The sequence below is a fragment of the Rhodanobacter hydrolyticus genome (assembly GCF_044904645.1).
Window position 1 is genome coordinate 420,966 of the sequence record NZ_JADIKK010000007.1, and the last position, 15,552, is coordinate 436,517.

10 protein-coding genes are annotated in these 15,552 nt (G+C 65.4%); 5 read left to right on the forward strand and 5 right to left on the reverse strand.

Going from position 1 to position 15,552, the window contains the following annotated elements:
* Nucleotides 1–5: 5 nt before the first annotated feature.
* Together imuA and lexA are read right to left on the reverse strand one after the other, a co-directional pair.
* Nucleotides 6–632, reverse strand: a complete 627-nt coding sequence (gene imuA / locus ISP25_RS01970; RefSeq protein ID WP_404611943.1) for a translesion DNA synthesis-associated protein ImuA — start codon at nucleotides 630–632, stop codon at nucleotides 6–8.
* Between the two features lies 1 nt (nucleotide 633).
* Entirely contained in the window at nucleotides 634–1,236 is a 603-nt protein-coding gene (gene lexA, locus ISP25_RS01975; protein ID WP_404611945.1) for a transcriptional repressor LexA, read from the reverse strand.
* A gap of 496 nt (nucleotides 1,237–1,732) precedes the next feature.
* Between lexA and ISP25_RS01980 the strand changes: the two genes are divergently transcribed.
* Entirely contained in the window at nucleotides 1,733–4,783 is a 3,051-nt protein-coding gene (locus ISP25_RS01980) for a TonB-dependent receptor (protein WP_404612084.1), read from the forward strand.
* The gene (locus ISP25_RS01985; protein ID WP_404611947.1) at nucleotides 4,773–6,134 is read left to right on the forward strand and encodes a thioredoxin family protein; all 1,362 of its coding nucleotides are present in this window, start codon (nucleotides 4,773–4,775) and stop codon (nucleotides 6,132–6,134) included. Before ISP25_RS01980 ends, ISP25_RS01985 begins: the two co-directional genes overlap by 11 nt.
* Nucleotides 6,135–6,326: 192 nt before the next feature.
* Here the strand turns inward: ISP25_RS01985 and ISP25_RS01990 are convergent, their stop codons facing one another.
* From ISP25_RS01990 to ISP25_RS02000, 3 genes are all read right to left on the reverse strand, one after another.
* The gene (locus ISP25_RS01990) at nucleotides 6,327–6,515 is read right to left on the reverse strand and encodes a hypothetical protein (protein WP_404611949.1); all 189 of its coding nucleotides are present in this window, start codon (nucleotides 6,513–6,515) and stop codon (nucleotides 6,327–6,329) included.
* Complete coding sequence (locus tag ISP25_RS01995; protein ID WP_192157296.1) at nucleotides 6,512–6,868, reverse strand: YciI family protein; 357 nt, start codon at nucleotides 6,866–6,868, stop codon at nucleotides 6,512–6,514. Before ISP25_RS01995 ends, ISP25_RS01990 begins: the two co-directional genes overlap by 4 nt.
* A 277-nt stretch (nucleotides 6,869–7,145) precedes the next feature.
* Nucleotides 7,146–9,047 (reverse strand): AI-2E family transporter, encoded by a 1,902-nt coding sequence (locus ISP25_RS02000; RefSeq protein WP_404611951.1) that lies wholly within the window; start codon nucleotides 9,045–9,047, stop codon nucleotides 7,146–7,148.
* 688 nt (nucleotides 9,048–9,735) lie between these two features.
* Here ISP25_RS02000 and ISP25_RS02005 point away from each other — a divergent pair.
* From ISP25_RS02005 to ISP25_RS02015, 3 genes are read left to right on the forward strand one after another with little or no spacing between them, the layout of a single operon-like run.
* A complete protein-coding gene (locus tag ISP25_RS02005; RefSeq protein ID WP_404611953.1) occupies nucleotides 9,736–11,235 on the forward strand; it encodes an efflux transporter outer membrane subunit in 1,500 nt (499 codons plus the stop codon).
* A gap of 2 nt (nucleotides 11,236–11,237) precedes the next feature.
* Complete coding sequence (locus tag ISP25_RS02010; protein WP_404611955.1) at nucleotides 11,238–12,404, forward strand: efflux RND transporter periplasmic adaptor subunit; 1,167 nt, start codon at nucleotides 11,238–11,240, stop codon at nucleotides 12,402–12,404.
* Complete coding sequence (locus tag ISP25_RS02015; RefSeq protein WP_404611957.1) at nucleotides 12,401–15,523, forward strand: efflux RND transporter permease subunit; 3,123 nt, start codon at nucleotides 12,401–12,403, stop codon at nucleotides 15,521–15,523. The genes ISP25_RS02010 and ISP25_RS02015 overlap by 4 nt, the downstream gene beginning before the upstream one ends.
* Nucleotides 15,524–15,552 lie beyond the last annotated feature (29 nt).

Sequence of the window (15,552 nt, forward strand, 5' to 3'; positions counted from 1 at the left end):
GCGCCTCACCACGCCCCCGCGGCGAAGGCCTGCGCCGGCACCGGGCCGCCGCGGCACTTGCGCACATGCCAGGCACCGGTGCGCTGACCGTCGCGGCTGTATTCCAGGCGCAGTGCCGCAGGCGACGGGTTGTCCGCATGCGAGCGATCGCGCAGTGCGAAGCCCACGCAGCCACCGCTGTCGGCCGCCACCTGCAGGCGGCGCAGCGCCGCGGCGTCGGCCTGCAGCGGCCAGCCGACGACCGCTGCACAAGCGCCACTGCGCAGGCATTGCTCGAACGCCCATAGCGCATCGCGCGGTGTCGCATCGATCACTTCCAGTTGCAGCAGGTCCACACCGGCGGCCTGCCAAGCCGGGGCATAGGGCAGATACGGCGGCGCGACCAGGACGACTGTGGCGCCGGCCCGGGTGAAGCGCGCCAGCGTGGGCAGCAGCAGCGACAGCTCGCCGACGCCGTCGGCCGGCAGCAGCAACTCGGTGAGCGCGCGCCGCGGCCACCCGCGTTGCGGCAACAGCACGTCGAGATTCGCATGGCCGGTAGACTCGCCACCCGCGGTGCCGGCCGTGGCGCGACCGGCATGCCACAGGGTCTGCGTGGCCAACAGGGATTCGAGCGCGGCAATACCCGCCATGTCAGCCCCGACGCACCAGGCCGCAGTAGATGCCTTCGATCGCGAAGTCCTGGCTGGGCGAGACCACGATGGGTGCATAGGCCGGGTTGCGCGGCAACAGCCGGATACCGTCGCGCTTGCGCTGCAGGCGCTTGATCGTCATTTCGCCATCGACGCGGGCGACGACGACCTGCCCGTCCCGGGCTTCCGGCGTGCGGTGCACGCCGACGAGGTCGCCATCGAAGATGCCATCGTCGATCATCGAATCACCCTGCACCCGAAGCAGGTAATCCGGGCGACGGGCGAACAGGCGTCCATCCAGCCAGAGTTCCTGGTCTTGGCCGAGGTCCGGTCCGATCGGGGCACCCGCGGCGACGCGGCCCAGGATCGGCAGTGCCACCACGTCCGGCCGCCCCGCCCCAGGCAGGCGGATACCGCGCTTCTGATTCGGCACCAGCTCGATCAATCCGGCTTCGGCCAGCGCCAGCACGTGTTTCTGCGCGGCGTTGCGCGAGGCGAATCCGAACGTTTCGGCGATCTCCGCGAGGCTGGGCGGCTGCCCGGCAGCGATCCGGCGCTGGATAAAGGCGAGGATCTGATGGCGTCTGGAGGGTTCGGGGGACATGGTGTACATTTGTACACCTCGCCGTGACGAATTGCGAGTCCCCTTCCGCCCACGTCCACCTCATTCCACGTCGACACCGGATGGTTACGGTATCCCGTTGACCTCCTTGATCCCGAGGTGGCGCTGTCGGACAAGAACGGATGACAGCTCGCCAGGCTGTTCCGCAAAAGGTATCCGTCCGTCCCGATTCTCTTCGTGACCGGACATGCGAATGCTCGTCCAGGATGGGTGACTTGGATGGGTGACTTGGCGTTTGGACGTCCATCCCATCGCCTGGCAAACGGCAGGCGCCCTATAACCAATGGCTATATGAACGACCCGAATCTTCATGCCATCCGGTCTTTAAACCGATTCAAAGATGCGATTACATCGACATCCAGCCCGGCACCTCGCGACGTGACGCGAGGCAAGCCGGCAGGCCGCCAGGAACGGCTCCCTCCCCTCTTCCTGGCATGGGGTCATGCATTGCCAATCCCAGCCTGCACCCTGCGCATGGATGCGCCGGGCGGCCCCCACGTCCCGTCCCCTCGAGAGAAATCAGCCCTTGAATCGCTCCAGCCTTCCCCGACTTCGTCTTGGCGCCCTTGCCGTGGCCACCCTGCTCGCGCTCAATGCCGCGCCCGTACTGGGCCAGTCCACCACCGGCAGCATCTTCGGCCAGGTGCCCGATGCCCGCGGCGACAGCGTCCTGATCAAGAGCAGCACCGGCATCAGCCGCACCGTGACGGTGGACAGCCATGGCCATTACAACGCGACGGAACTCCCCCTGGGCACCTATGCGGTGTCGCTGCTGCGTGGCGGCAACGTCGTGGACACGCGCAATGACATTTCACTGCGCGTGGGTGCAGGCACCGATGTTTCGTTCGAGGCGGCCAAGAACCTCGGCGCGGTCAACGTCACGGCCAATGCCACGCCCGCCATCGACGTGACCACCGTGGACTCGCGCACCGTCATCACATCGCAGGAACTGGCCAGCCTGCCGCTGGCCCGTTCGGCCGAGGCCATCGCCCTGCTGGCGCCCGGCGTGGTCAACAACAGCGGCGGCTACACCGGCCCCACCGGCCAGTCGCTGGCGACCTTCGGCGGCTCGTCGGCCAGCGAGAACGCGTATTACATCAACGGCTTCAACACCACCGAACCGCAACGCGGGCTGGGCGGCCTCACCCTGCCCTACGGCGCCATCGAACAACAGGAGATCTATACCGGCGGCTATAGCGCGCAGTACGGGCGGTCGGACGGCGGCGTGATCAACGTGGTCGGCAAGCGCGGCACCGACGAGTGGCATTTCGGCGCGCAGGTGCTGTGGCAGCCGGAGTTCGCCCAGGCCAATGGCACCAACACCTACTACACCAACGGCCTGCCCGCCTCGCCCATCGCCGGCAGCCTGTACGACCCGAACAGCAAGAACCGCGAATGGACCACCACCTACGACGCCTACCTCGGCGGCCCGTTGATCAAGGACAAGCTGTTCCTGTTCCTGGCCGCCGAAGCATCGAGGCAGGAAGGCGACACGGTGAACAACGTGAGCAGCGCCTCGCCCTACGTGAGCTACCACTACGATCTGCCGAAGTGGTACGCCAAGCTGGACTGGAACCTCACCGACAGCAACATCCTGGAAGTGACCGCCGCGTCCAACAAGGACGAGACCTCCGGCAGCATCTACAACTACGACTACAGCACGCTGGCGCGCGGCAGCTTCATCAACGACGCGGACAACACCAAGACCGGCGGCAACCTGTACACCGCCAAGTTCACCAGCTACGTCACCGACGACCTCACCTTTTCGGCGCTGTACGGCAAGATGAACCTGGCCAACTACGACGTGCCGGGCAACTACGACAGCGACCTCACCTACGTCACCGGCACGCAGAACCAGAACCCGGCCTACCTCGGCGGTGGATCGCCCATCGGCAACAGCCAGGTCACTTCCTCGCTGTACAACCCGAACCGCCACGACACCACCAATAACCTGCGCATCGACCTGAGCTACCAGTTGGGCCCGCATACGCTGTCGGTCGGCATCGACAACCAAAACTCGCGCGCCATCGACCAGGGCAGCCAGACCTCCGGGCCCGGCTATTACTGGGACTACGCCTACACCACGACACCCACCGTCGCGCTGATCCCCAATCTCGGCGTGGGCGCGCCGGCCAATTACCCGGGCGGTGCGTCGGGCTATTACGCCATCAAGTATGTCGACAGCTCCATCGCCAGCGTGCGCTCGGCACAGCGCGCGCAGTACATCGAGGACAAGTGGCAGCTCAACGACCGCTGGCTGCTCTCGCTGGGCCTGCGCAACGACCAGTTCACCGACTACAACGCCGATGGCCAGCCCTACATCCGCCAGCGCAGCGCGCAATGGGCGCCGCGCCTGGGCTTCAGCTGGGACGTGAACGGCGATGCCAGCTTCAAGGTCTACGGCAACGCCGGCCGCTACTACCTGGGGCTACCGCTCAATCCCGCGTTGAACGCCGCGGGCGCCTATGTGGCGACCCAGCAATACTTCACCTACAGCGGCATCGCCGCCGACGGAACGCCCACCGGCGTCACCGCGTTCTCCAATCCGGTGTCGCCCAACAACACCTACGGCGTGCTGCCCGACCCGAAGACGGTGACGGCGCAGAACATCAAGTCGGAGTACCAGGACGAATTCATCCTCGGCTTCAACAAGACCCTCGGCGAGGCGTGGACCTACGGTGCCAAGCTCACCCGGCGCGTGCTGCGCAACGGCATCGACGACTACTGCGACGTGGCCACCATCGAGGCCAAGGCCGCGGCGCTGGGCTACGACGTCAGCGCCACCAACAGCTGCTATCTGATCAACCCGGGGCGCGCCAATACCTTCACCGTGGTGGATACCAGCGGCGCCTATCGCAGCGTCACGCTGTCCAATGCCGAGTTCGGCTTCCCGCAGCTCAAGCGCCAGTACGACGCACTGGAAACCTTCCTGGAGCATCCGTTCGACGGCCACTGGTACGGCAAGATCGACTACGTGCTCTCGCACAGCTACGGCGACACCGAGGGCCAACTGCGCTCGGACATCCAGCAGACCGCGGCGTCCACCAGCATCGACTGGGATTTCCCGGAACTGATGTCCTACAGCAACGGCGCGCAGAGCAACGACCACAGGCACCAGATCAAGCTGTTCGGCTACTACCAGTTCACGCCGGAATGGCTGGTGTCGGGCAACCTGTCGCTGGTGTCGGGCAACCCGCGCAACTGCCTGGGCTTCTACGGCCCGAACCAGACCGACCCGGACGGCTACGGCAGCTATTACCACTGGTGCGGCGGCCAGCCCTCGCCGCCGGGTACGCACCGCCTGCCGTGGAACAAGCAGGTGGACGTGGGGGTCACGTATCGCCCGGCCTTCGCCGACCACAAGCTCAGCCTGTCGCTGAGCGTGTTCAACCTGTTCAATTCGCAGGCCATACTCAACGCCTATCCGTACTACCAGATTTCGCCGAACACCCCTGACCCGCTGTATGGTTCGGCCGTGGTACGCCAGCAGCCCCGCTTCGCACGCCTGAGCGCCACCTATGATTTCTGACGCCACCACCCGCAAGGCCATTCCCATGCGCTTCCCAAGCTTGCTCCGCCAGGCGACGCTGGCGTTCTCCTTCGTACTGCTGGCTCCGGTGCTGGCCCACGCGGCCGACGAACAAGCGCCCGCCACCGTCGCCGAGGCACTCAAGGAAGCCGCGCAGCAGCATCGTCCGGTCCTGGTCGATTTCTCCGCGGTGTGGTGCTACTCCTGCTACTACATGGCCAGTCACGTGCTGACCGGGCCGGAATGGAATGCGGTGAAGCACAAAGCCATCGTGGTGGAATCCGATGCCGATTCGCCTGATGCGCAACTCTGGATGAAGAAGCTCAACATCAGCTTCCTGCCCAGCTACGTGGTGCTCGATGCCAACGGCAACGAGCTTGGCCGCATCGCGGCAGAACAGCCGCGCGACAAGTTCTACGCACGCATCGACGCCATCCTTGCGCACGGCGATACGCTGCAGGACTTCGAGAAGCAGGCCAGGCAGGGTTCCGTCGATGACGTCGCCAACGCACTGGAGGCTTACCAGGCCCGCAACGACGGCGTGGCAGGCCTGGGCTGGTTCGCCAGCCTGCCGGCCGCCACGCAAAAAGCCGCGCGCAAGCAGCCCCGCGTCACGCTGGCGCTCGACCAGCTCACCCTGCTCAAGGCAAGCGACGCCAACAACGACCCGGCCGTGATACGCAGCGCGCAGAAAGTGCTGGCGCAGAATATCGGCTGCCAGCGTCCCTATGTGCTGGACAACCTGCTCGAAGCCAGCGCCAAGCTCCCCGAGGCCAGGCGCAAGGCGCTGTTGGCACCGCAGCGCGCGGCACTGGACGATTACGTCAACACCCAGGTGCTGGTCCCTTCACCCGCCTGCGCCGACCAGCGCAGCGCCGTGCTCACCAGCGCCGACGTCGACAAGCTGCTGGGCGACAGCGCCGCCGAAAAGGCCGTGCTCGACCGCGCCATCGCACTCACCCGCCAGCACCTCGGCACCAACCTCGCCAGCGATCGCAACCAGGCCGACAACCTGCGTGCCTATCTCGTTCGCGCCGGACGCAAGGACGAACTGGATGCCGTGCAGCGGCAGCTGATCGCCGCCTATCCCGACGATTACGTCTACGCCTACCGCTATGGCCGCAGCCTGCTGGATGGCGGCAACCCGGCGGAAGCGCTGCCCTATTTGAACAAGGCGGCGGACAAGTCCTACGGTGCCAACCGCCTGGCCGTAACCTTGCAGCAGGTACGCGCGCTCAAGGCACTGCACAAGGATGCCGAGGCCAGGAAGCTCGCCAGCGACGTGCTGGCTGCCAACGGCCCGTGGTACCCGAGGCAGGCAGCCGCACTGAAGGCGGAGCTCCAGTCGTAACGTGATGCCAACGGACAGCCACGTCGCATAGGCGTTTTCTCGTCTCCGCATGGGAGAGAAAGCGCCTTGGTCGTGGAAGCACCGGCCTCAGTTCTTGGGTGCGCGTAAGGCTGGCGCCAGGACCTTGAGTTCAGTCCATGACTGAGGCGTTCTCTCCGTCCATGCCGCCCCGCCCTTGTTCCAGGAGTCCGTTCAAAATCTTCTTTCCAACGTGCGGAAGAGGGCGTCGGGCCTTGCTAGCAGTGCGAAGTCCGTGACAGCCGTTGCGCCGATCTTGTTCTTGCACAGTACCCGCTTCCGAAGATCGACCATTCCGCGCAGAAACGCGCCGACGCCCGATTTTTCACGCAAAGTGCGCCTGCTGCCGACGTTGTCGCTCAACTTTCCGCGGGAGCCGGATTGAAGAAGATTTCCCGCACCTCGGCCACGCCAGGAATCACCTTGGCGCCTTTGCGCACCCACGCCAGCACGTCGTCCAGACTCTCGGTTTCCAGTATCGAAAGACCTCCCACGAACTCTTTCGCCTCCGCATACGGTCCATCGGTGACGACCACTTCACCGTCGGGCTGCGATCGGATTGTTACGGCCTTCGGGCTCAGGCCGCACGCGAACTTCCTGACGCCAGCCGCAATCATTTCCCGATTGAGCGCGTGGATGGCATCGATGGTCTCTTTGGTGACAAGCGACGGATCGAAGTCATCGGGAATGTAGGTAGAGATCAGATATTGCGGCATTTTCGTCTCCTGACAGGGCATCGACCGGACGGGTAACCAACCTTTGCCATAGCGACGAACGGCGCGGCCGGAATTCGACAAGCTGCCCGGAAAAATCTCGGCTATTTCGCATCAAAACGTGGATCGGCTGCCCAGCCATCTTTCCGATTGGCCATTGGGCTTCTCTGTCGCCTCTGGCGCCTTCAGGATTTCCCGTCGGCTCCTTGCAAGATTTCCGAACCGGGCGGTTGGATCTCACGCCCGGGACCTGCTCCGGAGAAGGCGCCTCGTCGCCGCTTCAAGCCACGTTTTGGACGCCGGTCTTCGTTGCGACCGGAAGAGCGTACTGCGCCGCCTCTTCCAGCAAACCGGTCACGGCATCGACATGCGGGCATTCGGACAAGTCGAGCGGGTTCGGGGCCAGCAACCCGGGGAGGCACAGGACAATGATGCGAGCCCCGGGCATGCGCTGGTGCAGTCTCGCGGCAAGCGCATCCACGCGCTCGCGCATCGCCTCGGTTCCGGTATCGACCAGATAGATCAACGCGACCGCACCGGGGGTGAGATCCGGGTGCGGCTCGTCGTCGAAGTTCTGCAGATCGTCGATTGCCAGATGGCGCGCATCGACACGCAATCCGCGCAACACGCGCGTCAGCAACTCCGTGGTCAGGTCGTCGTAAGCTGTTCCCATCCCCATGCAAATCGCGATCGAACCGGCGGGCACCGCCAGCGAGCCCTGCCAGCGCCCATGCGTCTCCTCGCGGCGTTGCCGGAGCTGGCGCCCGATATTCGCCTCGTTGAGGACACCCGGGCGACGCCGGCGCCATGACCGCGTCCGCCCTTCCCCGCTCAGCGTCTCGATCACCGCCACGATGGTTTCGCGCAGGATCCTCAGCTGCTCGGCGCGAATCACCCCGCGTTCGAGGTCCATGCGACCGAACTGCAGGGCCGGCAGCACGATGGCGTCGCAGTAGGCACCGAAGGTTCTGCTCCTGAGATAGCGGCGTGCCTCGTCCAGGATTTCCTGGGCGTCGCCGGAAAGCGCCCTCTGGTAGAGCCGCTGCGGCATCGTCAACGCAGGCGCGTCGCCCAGCAGGATGGTCAACAGATCCAGGGCTTTCACGTGCCGGCCTGCCGCCACCAGGCACAAGGTCAATGGCGTGGACATCACCAGACCGATCGGCCCCCACAACCAGCTCCAGAAAATCGCGGCGACCACCACCGCCAGCGGCGACAGTCCCGTGGTGTGTCCGTAGAGCAGCGGCTCGATCACTTGCGACACGATCAGTTCCACGACGGCGAACAGGATCGCCGTCATCGCCACCAGCGACCAGCCCGGCACCACGGCGGCGGCAAACAGCACCGTCAATCCGGCCACCAGCCACACGCCCACATAAGGCACAAACCGGAATATCGCCGCCAGCGCCCCCCAAAGCAGCGCATTGGGCAAGCCGATCCACCACAGGCCGGCCCCGATCGCCACGCCGACGGCCGTATTCACCGAGAACGTCGATATGAAGAAGCGGGAAAGGCGCTCCGCCGCATCGTTGATCGCCATGGTGGTGGCGCGCAGGTCGGCGCCCCCGGCCAGGCGGATGAAGCGGTCGCGCAAGGATTCGTGTTCCAGCAGGACGAACGCCAGAACCACCAGCACGATGCCGCCCGTCTGCAACGGCACCCATGCCACCGTCAGCAGGTGCGAAAGCATGGTCAGCGACGTACCCGGAATGGCGGCCGATGCATCGGAAGGGACGACCGCTGGACTGGGGACTGTCGCGACGGCAGCAGTCTGCTCCGGTCCGGCAGGCAAGGTCGCCGGCTCGATGACGCGGCCCAATTCGCCTTGCATGCTTTCGAAACGGTCTACCGTCAGGCCACGCAGGGTTTGCAACTTGGCGTGGATGGTGGACTGATACTGCGGCAGGCTTCGCGCCAGGTGCGTCGCCTGCGAACCGAGCACGAGAGCCATCCCGAGCGTGATGCCCAAGGTGACGAGCACCACCAGAAGGACGGAGAGGCCATGCCCGAGCCCAAGCCTCAAGCCAAGCCGCACCCAGGGGTTCAGCAGCGCGCCGAGAAACAAGGCAAGCATCACGGGAACCAGCACTTCGCGCCCGAAGTACAGCAGAGCAAGCATCGCGGCGGTGGCCAGTATCCCCATCGCCTGCAACCTGGGTGCGGCAACCTCGTTCGTTGACATCTTTACCCCTTTGGCCGGACACCGAGAGCAGCTTAGCCTCCGCCAGCGCCGTTTGCTTCAATCGCGCCTTTACGTCCCCCCGGTTCCCAGACACGGCGCAGCGCATCGTCTGTCGCACGGGCGAAAGCACTCCCCAAATCCGCGACACAACGCACCGGCAGTCCCGGCGGCTTGAGCCAGGCCGCTTCTCCGGCTTGCTTCTCTTTGGTCAGGGCATCCTGCTCTCGACCCATCGGCCAGCCTCGCCGTTCGCCATCGCGCCCGCGACGGCATGGGCCAGCAAAGAGAAGAAAACCTGACGCCGGTAGGCATCCGAAACCACCTTGTTCCTTGCAATGACACAAACGTCCGCGCCGCAAGCTCGAAAGAATGGACAGGAAAGGACGGTTGGATACGCACCCCATCGCGATGGCCCCACCGCAAGAAAATTCATCGTTGCCGCGCCTGCCATGAGGGAATATCTTCAGCGACTTGTGCTCGCTCGAGGTGCCTGCGACAAGCAGCGCCGGGAGCTTGCACCTCTTGATCCGGTCCTGAGCTTTCTGCCGCACGCAATGCATCCAAGCGATGTCCGCGCGGCGGCGGCGTCCAGAGTCGAAGCATGAGGGGACGCGGAGTTCGTCTTTCGCCAGGTTCAAGCGGCCATGCCGCTTGGCAGAACAATGCATGAGGAGAGTACGGGTTCGCCATGGTTGCCTTGCCGTTTGTCCGCATCCCCGTGGCGCAAGCCCTGCGATTCACCGTGCCGGCCGCCGCCATGCTGCTTGCGGCTTGCGCGGTGGGCCCGAATTTCAAGGCGCCTGCGCCACCTGCCGTCAGCAGCTACACCCCGCATCCCGTTGCGGCGACGGCTGCCACGCCAGGCGTGGCAGCCGGCTCGGCCCAGCATTTCGATTCGGGCGCGGACATTCCCGGCGACTGGTGGACGCTGTTCCATTGCGCGCCACTCGACGCGCTGATCAAGCAGGCGCTGGCGCACAACCCGGACCTGAAGGCCGCGCAGGCAGCCCTGCGCGTGGCGCACGAGAACATGCTGGCGCAACGCGGCGCATTCTTCCCCAGCGTGTCGGCGAACCTGTCGGCCAGCCGCCAGCGCCAGGCCGGTTCGCTGGCTCCCGTGCCGGATTCCAATGCCTTCCTGTACAACCTGTACACGCCGCAGCTCTCGATTTCCTACACGCCCGACGTGTTCGGCGCGAACCGGCGCTCGGTCGAGTCGCTCAAGGCGCAGGAGCAGTCCGCACGCTTCCAGATGATCGCGGCCTGGAACACGCTGGCCTCGAACGTAGCGGTGGCGGCGATCCAGTTGGCCGCACTGCAGGCGCAGATCGACGCCACGCGGCAATTGGTCGACGAGAACACGAAGATGCTCGACATCCTGCGCTACCAGTTCGCCAAGGGTTACGCGAGCCGGGTCGATCTGGCCGCGCAGGAATCCCAACTGGCGCAGACCGAGGCAACACTGCCGCCACTGGAGAAGCAACTGGCGCAACAACGCGACCTGCTTGCGGTGCTGGCGGGCCGCTTCCCGTCGCAGGCAGCCGGCGACCAGATCACGCTGGACAGCCTGCACCTGCCCGAGGCTCTGCCGCTCTCCCTGCCTTCGGCCCTGGTGGCGCAACGGCCGGACGTGCGCCAGGCGCAGGCCAACCTGCATGCCGCCAGCGCCGAGGTCGGCGTGGCCACGGCTGCGCGGTTGCCTAACCTCACGCTCACCGCCGACACCGGCAGCACCTCGCTGGAGTTTTCCAAACTGTTCACCGGGGGCACCGGCTTCTGGGACATGGCGGCAGGCATCACCGCACCGATCTTCGAGGGCGGCACCCTGTTGCACCAGCAGCGCGCGGCGAAGGCCGCCTTTGTCGAGGCCGACGAGCAATACCGCAGCACCGTGCTTGCGGCGTTCCAGAACGTCGCCGACACGCTGGTCGCACTCGATCAGGACGCGAAGGCGCTGCAATCCGCGGCAAAGGCCGAGCAGGCCGCGAAGCTGACGCTGGACCTCACCGAGCACCAACTCAAGGCCGGTTATGCCAGCAACCTGCAATGGCTGACCGCCGAACAAACCTGGCAGCAGGCACGAATCACCCTCGTGCAAGCCCAGGCCAATCGCTTCGCCGACACGGCCGCGCTGTACCAGGCGCTGGGTGGCGGCTGGTGGCACCACTCCGATCTGAGCACGCAGTGACGATGAATAAACCTGCCTCGCCCTTCCCTGCCTCCATGCGCCATGGCGCTGCGCTCGCGGTCCTGCTCGCGGCTGTCGCACTTGGCGCCTGCTCGTCCAATACGGGCGAACCGGAGTCCGCTGCGACGACGCCGCAGAACGTCACCCTGACCCAGGCGCAGCAGCAGAGCATCCATCTGTACACGGTCGAACCCTCGTCCTACCAGACCGTGATCAACACCACCGGCATGGTGGATTTCGACCACAACCGCTCGACCGACGTGCTCGCGCCGATCTCGGGGCCGGTCGCGAAACTGCTGGTGACGCTGGGCCAGACGGTGAAGCAGGGAGAGGCGCTGGCCCTCGTGGATTCGCCCGACTTCGCCGCCGCGATAGACACGTACCGCAAGAACCTGGCCGCGGCCAAGGCGGCCGACCAGATCGCCTCGACCGACCGCGACCTCTACGCACACCAGGCGGTGTCGCAGCGCGAATACGCGCAGGCGCAATCCGACGCGGCTGGTGCCGATTCCGACCGCGATGCGGCGTTGCAGGTGCTGGTCGGCTTGCACGTCGACCCGAAAACCATCGCCGACATCCAGGCCGGCCGGCCGGTCACAGGCGGCTCCGGCGTGATCCGCGCCCCGATCGCTGGCACCGTCGTCGTCAAGTCGATCACGCCTGGGCAATTGCTGTCGGCGGGAACCACCGACTGCTTCACCATCGCCGATACCTCGAAGATGTGGGTGATGGGCCAACTGTTCGACCGCGAATTCGGTGCGGTGAAGGTAGGTGATCCCGCCGAGGTCGAAATCGGCGACGGCGACAAACCCGTCGCCGGCAAGGTCACCAACGTCGGCTCGGTGATCGACCCGAATACGCGTTCGGCGACCGCCCGCGTCGCGGTCGACAATGCGGACGGTGTATTGAAGCAGCAGATGTACGTCTCGGTGCGGATCCGGTCGCGCGACGCACGGACGGGCATCCTGGTCCCCGTATCGGCGGTATTGCGCGACGACGAGAACCTGCCCTTCGTCTACGTGGTCGCGCAGGACGGCGGCTATGCACGCATGCCCGTTACGCTGGGCGAGCGGATCGACGACCGTTACGTGATCCCGCAAGGCCTCCATACCGGCGACAAGGTGGTCATGGACGGCGCGATCTTCCTCAATTTCATCCAGACCCAATGATCGCCGCCCCGCCCCCCGACGCATCGAAGCGCGACGCTTCGATCATCAACCGCATCGTCGCCTTCGCGTTGCAGCAGCGCTTGCTCATCGTGCTGCTGTCGTGCGCGCTCACGGTCGCCGGCATCTGGGCCTACAACTCCCTGCCGATGGATGCGTATCCGGATCTGTCGCCACCCATGGCGGAAATCATTACCCAGTGGCCCGGCCATTCGGCGGAGGAAGTCGAACGCCTGATTTCGGTGCCGGTGGAACTGGGAATGAACGCGATCCCGGGCCTGGTGACCAAGCGCTCGATCTCGCTCTACGGGCTGTCGGACGTCACGCTCACCTATGCCAACGGCGTCGACGACTATTTCGCGCAACAGCAGGTGTACAACCGCCTGCCTGGCATCACCCTGCCCAGCGGCGTCACGCCATCGCTCTCGCCGATGTCGCCGCCGTCCGGCCTGGTCTACCGCTACGTGCTGCAGAGCTCCGACCGCTCGCCGATGGAGCTGAAGACCCTGGAAGACTGGGTGATCGCGCCGCAGTACCGGTCGGTGCCTGGCGTCGCCGACGATTCCGCGTTCGGCGGCGGCAACATGCAATACCAGGTGCTGCTCGACCCGGTGAAGGTCGCTGCGCTGGGCCTCAGCGTGACGCAGATCGAAGCCTCGCTCACCGCGAACAACAGCAACGCCGGCGGCGGCTTCTACCAGCAAGGCGGCCAGTTCTTCTACGTGCGCGGACTCGGGCGGATGGTGACGCTGGAGGACATCGGCAACGTGGTGCTGGCCGTGCACAACGGCACACCCGTGCTGGTGAAGGACGTGGGCAAGGTCGAGATCGGCATTGCACCGCGCCTGGGCGAGTTCGGCTACATGGGCCAGGACGACGCGGTCGAGGGTGTGATCCTGACGCTGACCGGGGCCAAGACCCAGAACGTGCTGCAGCGTGTCGAGGCCAAGACCAAGGAACTCAACGACGAGATCCTGCCGAAAGACGTCAAGATCCATCCGTTCTACGACCTCACCGACCTGATCCAGCAGACCAAGGAAGTGGTGCGGCACAACCTGCTGGTCGGGATGCTGCTGGTGATCGCGGTGCTAGTGTTCTTCCTGTACGACTTGCGCGCCGGCCTGATCGTCGCGGTCACGATCCCGCTGGCCCTGATGTTCGCGTTCTGCGGGCTGCACCTGCAGAACGCCTCGGCGAACCTGCTCTCGATCGGTGCGGTGGACTTCGGCATCCTGGTGGATGCCGCGGTGGTGATGGTGGAAAACATCTACCGCCAACTCGCTCTGCGCCAGGGCACTTCGCTGGACATCGGCGGCGTCATCCGCGACGCGGCGGCCGAGGTCGATCGCCCGCTGTTCTACGCGGTGGGCGTCATCGTGGCCGGCTTCCTGCCGATCTACGTGTTGAGCGGGCCGTCCGGCACGCTGTTCAAGCCGATGGCCGACACCATGATCTTCGCGATCGTCGGCTCCCTGATCGTCACGCTGACCCTGCTGCCGGTGCTCTGCGCGTGGTTCATGCGCAAGGGCGTGCGCGAACGCCGCAACACGATCTTCGAGTCCATCAAGACGCGCTATGCGAAATGGCTGGATACGTGCCTGGCGCATCCGTGGCGCATCACGATCGCCACGCTCGCGCTGCTCGGTCTGTCTCTGCTGCTGGTGCCTTTCATGGGCGCGGAATTCATGCCGCAGCTCGATGAAGGCGCCTTGTGGGTGCGCGCGACGATGCCCTACACGATCTCGTTCGACGAGGCCGCGAAAATCTCGCCGCAGATCCGCGAAGTTCTGCGCTCCTTCCCGGTCGTCACCACGGTGGCATCGGAACTGGCGCGTCCCGATGACGGCACCGATTCCACCGGCTTCTTCAACGACGAATTCTTCGTCGGCCTGAAGCCGTATTCGGAATGGCATGGTGCCTACCGCGACAAGCAGGCGCTGATCGCCGCGATCGACGCCAAGCTGCAGAAATTCCCTGGCATCCAGTTCAACTACACCCAGCCCGCCGAAGATGCGGTGGACGAGGCCGAGACCGGGCTGAAGAGCGCGCTGGCGGTGAAGGTGTACGGGTCGGACCTGCGCACGCTGCAGGCCAAGGGCAAGCAGATCAAGGCGGTGATGGAGAAAGTGCGCGGCATCACCGACGTGACGCTGGTGCACGAGCTGGGCCAGCCCAATCTCGCGATCAAGATCGACCGCGCCAAGACCGCGCGCTACGGCATCAACGTCGACGACATCAACAATCTGATCAATACCGCGGTCGGCGGCGACGTCGCCACCGAGGTGGTACAGGGCGAGAAGCAGTTCGACCTGGTGGTGCGCCTGCTCCCGCAGTACCGCAACAACCCGCAGCAGATCGGCGACATCCCGGTCGCGACACCGGGCGGCCAGCAGATCCCGTTGAAGGAATTCGCCGACATCACGGTCGAGAACGGCGCCTCCTTCATCTACCGCGAGAACGATTCGCGCTATATCGGCGTGCAGTTCTCGGTGCAGGGCCGCGACCTCGCCGGCGCGGTGGAGGATGCGATGGCGCAGGTCACGAAGCAGGTGAAACTGCCCCAGGGCTATCGTCTCGACTGGGGCGGCGAATACAAGGAATACACGGCCTCGCACCGGCAACTCAACATCGTGTTGCCGCTCACGCTGGCCGTCATCTTCCTGCTGCTGTTCGCGCTGTACGGCAACTTCAAGTTCCCGCTGATCACCGTGCTCGGCGTGCTGCTGTCGGCGCCGGTCGGTGGCATCGTCGCTCTATGGCTCACGCACACGCCGTTTTCCGTGTCATCCGGCATCGGCTTCCTGGCGCTGTTCGGCGTGTCGGTGCAGACCGCAGTGGTCTATATCTCCTACGTCAACGAGTTGCGCCTGGGCGGCACGCCGATCGACGAGGCCATACGCGAGGGAGCGATCCTGCGCCTGCGCCCGATCATGATGACCGCGCTCGTGGCCGCGCTGGGCCTGTTGCCGGCCGCCATCGCGGTCGGCGTCGGCACCGACACGCAAAAGCCGTTCGCGCTGGTGATCGTCAGCGGCCTGTTCACGCGGCTGGCAATCAGCATCTTCCTGATGCCCGCCCTGTACAGCCTCGTCGCGCGCAAGGACGACCGCCTGCAGGTGTGATCCTTCGTCCGAGGCGGGCTGCGCCGGCA

Bases quoted from the DNA above. Each gene is read 5' to 3' on its own strand.
- ISP25_RS02005 (WP_404611953.1), top strand. From the start codon at position 9,736: ATGGTTGCCTTGCCGTTTGTCCGCATCCCCGTGGCGCAAGCCCTGCGA.
- imuA (WP_404611943.1), bottom strand. From the start codon at position 632: ATGGCGGGTATTGCCGCGCTCGAATCCCTGTTGGCCACGCAGACCCTG.
- lexA (WP_404611945.1), bottom strand. From the start codon at position 1,236: ATGTCCCCCGAACCCTCCAGACGCCATCAGATCCTCGCCTTTATCCAG.
- ISP25_RS02015 (WP_404611957.1), top strand. From the start codon at position 12,401: ATGATCGCCGCCCCGCCCCCCGACGCATCGAAGCGCGACGCTTCGATC.
- ISP25_RS02010 (WP_404611955.1), top strand. From the start codon at position 11,238: ATGAATAAACCTGCCTCGCCCTTCCCTGCCTCCATGCGCCATGGCGCT.
- ISP25_RS02000 (WP_404611951.1), bottom strand. From the start codon at position 9,047: ATGTCAACGAACGAGGTTGCCGCACCCAGGTTGCAGGCGATGGGGATA.
- ISP25_RS01985 (WP_404611947.1), top strand. From the start codon at position 4,773: ATGATTTCTGACGCCACCACCCGCAAGGCCATTCCCATGCGCTTCCCA.
- ISP25_RS01995 (WP_192157296.1), bottom strand. From the start codon at position 6,868: ATGCCGCAATATCTGATCTCTACCTACATTCCCGATGACTTCGATCCG.
- ISP25_RS01980 (WP_404612084.1), top strand. From the start codon at position 1,733: ATGCGCCGGGCGGCCCCCACGTCCCGTCCCCTCGAGAGAAATCAGCCC.